This is a genomic window from Bacillus sp. BML-BC051, assembly GCF_019656175.1.
Classification (GTDB): Bacteria; Bacillota; Bacilli; order Bacillales; family Bacillaceae_G; genus Bacillus_A; species Bacillus_A mobilis.
Genome location: NZ_BPLI01000079.1, coordinates 1 through 7,285 on the forward strand (window position 1 = coordinate 1; position 7,285 = coordinate 7,285).

The window sequence follows — 7,285 nt, forward strand, 5'->3', positions numbered from 1 at the left end:
AGAAGAAAACTATCTTTGATATTATGGGTGTTGTCTATGAGTATAATGGGTTTGGAAAACAAAAGAAAGCTGCATAATTTTTAAAATGAAACTCGTTAGAGTTTATTTGGTGTGTGTACTTTTCAATACCAAAAGTACATTACGTGTTTTTTAGTTTGTTTGAACGAAAGTTCATTTTGTTTTCGTTCTTAAGTTGATGGGCATGTGGCGGGACCCCTTAGAGTAGGAAATTCGGCTCATTTTATGTCGAAATTTACTTAGCGTATATTTTCGTTAATTATCTTAACTAGTCGTTACGTATGACTTTACAGCATTCGATGCAAAGTTATCGGTTTTTTGTATGCAAATTTATGGATTAAGTCATACAATTACGCACTATTTTTAATGAATCGATATTTACTTGTTTCTTCAACTAAGTTCGTCCGAATCTTTTTCTACAAAATCACTAAAGTCATCTCCCCAATCACAGATGGCTGTTACAACATTCTCTAGTTGATGACCAATTTCACTAAGTTCATACTCAACCTTAGGAGGCACTACGGGGTATACACATCGAGTAATTATTTTATCGTCTTCTAATTCTCTTAATTGTCTAATCAACATACGTTGATTAACTTCAGGCAGCTTTTTTTGTATTTCACTTAATCTTAATGGCGAACGTTGTAACAAACACCATATAATTGCTATTTTCCAACGCCCTCCTATCACAGATAAAGCTAAATCTTTTCCAGTGAAAAATTCCTTGTCCTTATAATGAATAACCATAATTTTTGACCTTCCTCTCGCGAAAAAAATGTTTATAGTGACAAATTTGTCAGTATTGTAATTAAAATTATAAAGTGTAATCTTAGTGGTGTAAACAATAAAAAAAGAAAGTAGGGATTCAATTGAAAAGTAGAGCTGCTGTTGCATTTAAGCCAGGGGAGCCACTTCAAATCGTAGAAATCGATGTAGAAGAGCCAAAAGCAAAAGAGGTATTAGTAAAAATACTATATACTTCTGTCTGTCATACAGATGCTTTTACATTATCAGGTGACGACCCAGAAGGAGTATTTCCTGCTGTATTAGGCCATGAAGGTGCTGGTGTTGTCGTTTCAGTAGGTGATGAAGTTACTTCAGTAAAACCTGGGGATCATGTTATTCCACTATATACACCTGAATGTGGAGAATGTAAATTCTGTCGTTCTGGTAAAACAAACCTATGTAGTGCTGTACGAGAAACACAAGGTAAAGGTTTAATGCCTGATGGAACAACTCGCTTCTCTTATAATGGAGAGCCCCTTTATCATTACATGGGAACTAGTACATTCAGTGAATATACAGTTGTTAATGAGATTAACTTAGCGAAAATCGATGAAAACGCTCCGTTAGATAAAGTTGCTTTATTAGGATGTGGTGTGACTACAGGTATTGGTGCTGTACACAACACTGCAAAAGTTGAAGAAGGAGCTGTAACAGCTGTATTTGGTTTAGGAGCGATTGGATTAGCAGCTATTCAAGGATTGGTTCAAGCAAAAGCAAGCCGAATTATTGCAGTTGACCTGAATCCCCAAAAATGGGAACTCGCTAAAAAAATGGGAGCGACTGATTTTGTGAATCCTGCAGATTATGATCGCCCAATTCAAGAAGTTATAGTCGAAATGACAGATGGTGGCGTGGATTATAGCTTCGAATGTATTGGTAATGTTGAAGTAATGAAATCCGCTCTTGAAGCATGTCATAAAGGTTGGGGCGAAAGTATTATTATCGGAGTAGCTGGTGCTGGTAAAGAAATCCATACTCGTCCATTCCAATTAGTAACGGGCCGAGTATGGCGTGGATCAGCCTTTGGTGGAGTTAAAGGAAGATCTGAACTTCCAGAAATGGTCGAAGATTATATGCATGGTGATATTGATTTAGATTCATTTATTACTCATCATTTAGAATTTAAAGACATCAATGCGGCATTTGACTTATTACACAAAGGTGAATCCATTCGTACGATTTTAACTTACGGAGAGTGAGATAATGAGTCTTAAATGTATTGAACAACATCGTTCTTTCGAAGGAGAGCAACGTAAGTATAGCCATTATTCCGAAGTCTTGCAATGTGATATGAAATTTAGTATCTACTTACCATCAAATAAAGAAAAGAAAAAAATTCCACTTATATGGTGGTTATCTGGTTTAACTTGTACAGATGATAATTTTAGTCAAAAAAGTGGATTTCAACGTTTGGCTGAAAAACATCAAGTTGCAGTGATTATGCCAGATACTTCACCACGTGGAGAATACGTTTCTGATGTTGCAGCATGGGATCTTGGACAAGGGGCAGGTTTTTATTTAAATGCTACCCAGGATCCTTGGGCACAGCATTATAAAATGTATTCGTATATCGTAGATGAATTAACATCCATTGCTTCGACTATAGTACCTAATTTTTCAGGTGAAGAAAGCATAATGGGGCATTCAATGGGAGGACATGGGGCTTTAGTGATCGGTTTGAAAAATGCTAAGAGATTCAAAGCGGTTTCTGCTTTTTCTCCAATCTTAACTCCTAGTCAAGTACCATGGGGAATAAATGCTTTCACCTCTTATTTAGGTGAAGACAAAGATTCTTGGAAAGAATGGGATGCTTCAGAATTAATTAAAGAAGCTACTATTCCACCAATTCTTATTATGCAAGGTAGTCAAGACGAGTTTTATCCGAAACAATTGGAAGAACATATTTTCTTAGAGAACGCTCAAAAAAATAGTCAAATGGTAACTTATAAAAAAATGGAGGGCTATGATCATAGCTACTTCTTTATTTCCACTTTCTTAAATGAGCATTTCTCTTTCCATATGAAGTATTTAAGATGATTCTTATTTACAACAATACCCACTTCCAATGGCATATGAAGTATTTAAGTTTACAGCAAAATATAGTAACAAAAGTATCCGCATGTAGAGATGTGGGTGCTTTTGATTGTTATATTTTGTCATATTATATAGTTTGTAAAAACAAATAAATTGGGAGGAAGAGTTCATGTGGATTAAAAAAATGTTATTTAATTACCGTGTTAAACCATCCTTATTAAAATCTCGTTATGAGATTGAAAAGGAAAATCGACAAGTTGACTTATTTGAAAGTTCAACTGAAACGTCTAAACCGTTTTCGATAAGAGATACAAGATCATATATTCAGCCTAATACTAAAACATTAGAAGACATGATTAATTACTTAGCAGCTATTCGTGAAATCCCTTCTCTTTCCGTGGATAAGAATAAAATGCTTTGGCCATTAATATCCAAATGCTAAATTCAAAAAAATAATGGTTATAATTTTAGCTATTTCTATATCAAATATTTGAGTTGATGGGAGGTACAGTTTGTATGGAAATGAAAAAAATGTTAAACAATGACCGTATTAAACCATATTTATTAAAAGCACGTTTTGGAGTTGAAAAAGAAAGTCAACGAGTTGACCTATCAGGAAGTTTAGCTAAAACGGAACATCCCAAAAGTATTTCAGTAAGAGATGAACATCCTTATATTCAGCGAGATTTCTCTGAAACACAAATGGAATTAATCACACCAGTTACTGAGACACTAGGAGATTTATTTAATTATTTAGCAGCTATCCATGATGTTGCCTATCGTTCTATGGGAAATAACGAAATGCTTTGGCCATTAAGCATGCCACCACAGTTGCCCGAAAAAGAAGAAGATATTGTTATTGCGAAACTTAATAATCATGAAAATGTTTTATATCGTCGATATTTATCTAATTCTTATGGTCGACGAAAACAAATGATTAGTGGTATTCATTACAATTTTGAATTTAGCGATAATTTGATTCAGGCATTATTTGAATTACAATCAGAAATAAAAGATTATCATCAATTTAAAACAGAAATTTATCTGAAAGTCACAAGGAATTATTTACACTATCGATGGTTAATAACTTATTTCTTCGGTGCTTCTCCTAGTAGTGAAAAGAATTTCTTTGAAATAAATCCTTTAAATGACGCCGTAAGAAGCATTAGAAATAGTAAATATGGTTATAGTAATGAAAATGATGTTCAAGTATCCTATAGTAGTTTACAGAACTATATATCTGATCTTTCTTCGCTGGTAAGTAAAGGGGTTTTATTAGAAGAAAAAGAATTTTATGCATCTGTCCGTTTAAGGGGCGGTCCTCAAGTTTCAGATTTAAAAAATCATGGGATTCGTTATATTGAATTAAGAAACCTAGATTTAAATCCTTTTGAAACATATGGAATTAGCCATGAACAAGCAGAATTTCTACATCTTTTCCTCATCTATTTACTCTGGATTGATCAAGACGATAATAATGATGAATGGGTAAAAATCGGTGATTTTCAAAATAATTTAGTGGCTCTTGAACATCCGTTAGAACATACGCAATTTAAAACAGATGCTGAGCGTATTATTGATGAGATGGAACATTTAACAGGGCTGTTAGACATAACTGTTTCGAATACCTTATTTGTTAACTTGAGAGAAATGCTAACAGATCCAAGTAAGACTTTAGCTGGAAGACTTTATAAAGAGATTATAAAAAGTAGTCAAAGTCAGGTAGCTTCCCGTATTGCTAAAGAAAATTATAAAAAAGCATGGGATAAACCATATCAACTATCAGGATTTACTGACATGGAGTTGTCTACACAAATTTTAATGTTTGATGCTATTCAACAAGGATTACAAGTAGACGTTTTAGATCGACAAGATCAATTTTTAAAACTACAGTTAGGAAATCATGTTGAATATGTGAAAAATGGGAATATGACAAGTAAAGATAGTTATATATCACCATTAATTATGGAAAATAAAACAGTAACAAAGAAAATTCTTCAACAGCATGGATTTCGTGTACCAATAGGTGAGGAATTTAGTGATATAGAAAAAGCCTTACGTTCCTATGATATATTTGCAGGAAAGCCTTTTGTCGTTAAACCAAAAACAACAAATTATGGTTTAGGAATATCTATCTTTAAAGAAAACGGAGCAAGTTACGAAGACTATCAAAAAGCACTCACAATAGCATTTAAAGAGGACTCATCAGTATTAATAGAAGAATTTATTAATGGAACAGAATATCGATTTTTTGTGCTAGATGGCAAAGTTTCTGCCGTTTTATTACGAATTCCTGCCAATGTTATAGGAGACGGTTCACATACGATTGAAGAGTTAGTCGCTCAAAAGAACCTGAATTCATTAAGAGGAATGGACCATAGAACACCTTTAGAAAATATACAATTAGGTGAATTAGAGGTCCTAATGCTTAAAGCTCAAGGGTATCGAAAAGATTCTATTCCAACAAGTGATGAAATTGTTTTTCTGCGAGAAAATTCTAATGTCAGTACAGGTGGAGACTCAATTGATATGACAGATCAAATTCCCGATGATTATAAGAAAATTGCCGTAGATGCTGTGTCGGCACTTGGAGCAAATATTAGTGGTATTGATTTGATTATTGAAAATACAGAAGTTCCTGCAGCTAATAAAAATGCTTATGGAATTATTGAGGCAAACTTTAATCCATCGATGTATATGCATATATATCCGTATAAAGGCAAATCCAGACGTTTGACCATCTGTATATTACATTATTTATTCCCTGAACTACCAAAAAAATAATTTAGAAGTCTTCGAGATGTTAGAGGGATTAGTATAAAAATTGTAAATGATGTAACAAGAGGAGACATTACTTTTTAATTAATTGGGATCTCTCAGAGGTCCCAATTTAAATTATTATTTTAGAAACAGGCGTATGAGAAATGGGTTATTGGAATGCAAGTTTGAATAAGATAAAATAGGGGAATATCAGAGGGAAATTTAGAAAGGTATTTTGACTTATTTGGTCAATCAAGAGCAAGTCAAAAAGGGATACAGACGAGATATACATGTTATCTATACTTAGGAGTAAAAACCTTAATTTAATAAGAGTTTTACATTGAATACATGTAAACAATTTGTTTGACAACGATCCTTGCAACATCGAAGTCTACAACCGTTCGTTGCCCTCAAGGTAACGGACGCGCCTTAAGGAGCTCTTAAGAGACACGGTTTATCCAAGCAAGGTTATTCGATACCTTCTCATTGCACTACCTTGAATACATTAAATACATAATTTACTTAGTTAAGATATCAAGTAGTTAACGTAGCTTATCACTCAATTCTTCTTCTTAGAATACTTTAAATATTCCTGATTTTCATAGTAGATAATACACGTACCTTGGCTGTACTCCAACGTAATAGTTGATATAAAACTTACGTTAAGCAAATTTCCACGAAATTTTCACTATTTGATTCTTTAAAAAAAGTAGTAAACTAAGTAATCGGTTCCTTAACGTACAGGAATCAGTTTAAATGTGTCTAAATTTTGTCTAAATGTACAATTTTCTTTTTTGGGTATGGTGACCCCTTATTGCTCCACCAGGTATAGAAAATCCAGAGTGGGAACCTATTAGAAAGTTTATTTATAACGACAGTACATGCAAAAAGAAAAAATCATTTAAACATTTTTTACATTATCTTCACGCGAATGGGGCAGATTCTGACTATCTTAATCCACACTATTCACAACAATATATTCAAGGAGAAGAAGAGTTTGTAACCAATTATATATATTTAGAGAATTTCTCTAATGAAATCTCAAAAATAGAAAACAAATATAACTTACAGACTATCCCACTAGACACATTAACGAGATCATGGCATCATCAGGCGCCTAAGATGATTCATAAGGGAAACTACGCTGAAGCTGACATTACAGATCCATCTTTCCCTCGGCTGCCGACATATCAGAGCTTTTATGATACGGAGGCTATAAAATTAGTTACAGATATATTTAATGAAGATTTTGAAGCGTATCATTATCTTAAAATGGATATTTCTACAATATGAATCAGTTTCAGAGTACTTAAATAATAGTCTTATTTTTAATATGGAAAACACCGTGAACACTGTTATGGTGTTTTTTTGGGTTTAACACTATATTTTTAACTTTATATAATCCATATACCTTCAAGATAAGATGTATTTGTAAAATAATGTATGATTATGACCCATTTCTACAAGTATCTCGGCTGAACCCCTCTAGGTTTTTCTGTGCATCCTTTATATATTAAAGAGCCGATTTACTCTTAGCGGGGTAAATTCTGGCTCTTTTCTTATATATATTCTCTTAGCGTGGTTTTTTTCCGAAATGCTGGCGGTACCCCATGCCCATCAACTTAAGAATTTTCACTACCCCCAAGTGACAAAAAACGTTATTCTTTCTAAAAAGCTAGCTAGAAAG

General features: G+C 33.4%; 5 protein-coding genes and 1 pseudogene. 5 read left to right on the forward strand and 1 reads right to left on the reverse strand.

The genetic code is table 11. The features are described from left to right. Positions 1 to 408: 408 nt before the first annotated feature. Positions 409 to 765 carry a winged helix-turn-helix transcriptional regulator gene (locus K5S59_RS26745; RefSeq protein WP_000234699.1) on the reverse strand — a complete coding sequence of 119 codons (357 nt, stop codon included), beginning with the start codon at positions 763 to 765 and terminating at the stop codon, positions 409 to 411. A gap of 122 nt (positions 766 to 887) precedes the next feature. Between K5S59_RS26745 and K5S59_RS26750 the strand changes: the two genes are divergently transcribed. The 5 genes and pseudogenes from K5S59_RS26750 to K5S59_RS30350 form a co-directional block, all read left to right on the forward strand. Beyond that, entirely contained in the window at positions 888 to 2,003 is a 1,116-nt protein-coding gene (locus K5S59_RS26750) for an S-(hydroxymethyl)glutathione dehydrogenase/class III alcohol dehydrogenase (RefSeq protein ID WP_000842153.1), read from the forward strand. A 4-nt stretch (positions 2,004 to 2,007) separates the two neighbouring features. Next, on the forward strand, positions 2,008 to 2,841 hold the full coding sequence (gene fghA, locus K5S59_RS26755; RefSeq protein WP_000053341.1) for an S-formylglutathione hydrolase: 834 nt from the start codon (positions 2,008 to 2,010) through the stop codon (positions 2,839 to 2,841). A gap of 166 nt (positions 2,842 to 3,007) precedes the next feature. Beyond that, a complete protein-coding gene (locus K5S59_RS26760; RefSeq protein WP_000264853.1) occupies positions 3,008 to 3,280 on the forward strand; it encodes a hypothetical protein in 273 nt (90 codons plus the stop codon). 74 nt (positions 3,281 to 3,354) lie between these two features. After that, a complete protein-coding gene (gene gshAB / locus K5S59_RS26765) occupies positions 3,355 to 5,622 on the forward strand; it encodes a bifunctional glutamate--cysteine ligase GshA/glutathione synthetase GshB (RefSeq protein WP_000425291.1) in 2,268 nt (755 codons plus the stop codon). A gap of 786 nt (positions 5,623 to 6,408) precedes the next feature. Then, positions 6,409 to 6,891 (forward strand): annotated as a pseudogene (locus tag K5S59_RS30350) (sulfotransferase family 2 domain-containing protein); the annotation flags it as partial. Positions 6,892 to 7,285 lie beyond the last annotated feature (394 nt).

Bases quoted from the DNA above. Each gene is read 5' to 3' on its own strand.
- K5S59_RS26760 (WP_000264853.1), top strand. From the start codon at position 3,008: ATGTGGATTAAAAAAATGTTATTTAATTACCGTGTTAAACCATCCTTA.
- K5S59_RS26745 (WP_000234699.1), bottom strand. From the start codon at position 765: ATGGTTATTCATTATAAGGACAAGGAATTTTTCACTGGAAAAGATTTA.
- fghA (WP_000053341.1), top strand. From the start codon at position 2,008: ATGAGTCTTAAATGTATTGAACAACATCGTTCTTTCGAAGGAGAGCAA.
- gshAB (WP_000425291.1), top strand. From the start codon at position 3,355: ATGGAAATGAAAAAAATGTTAAACAATGACCGTATTAAACCATATTTA.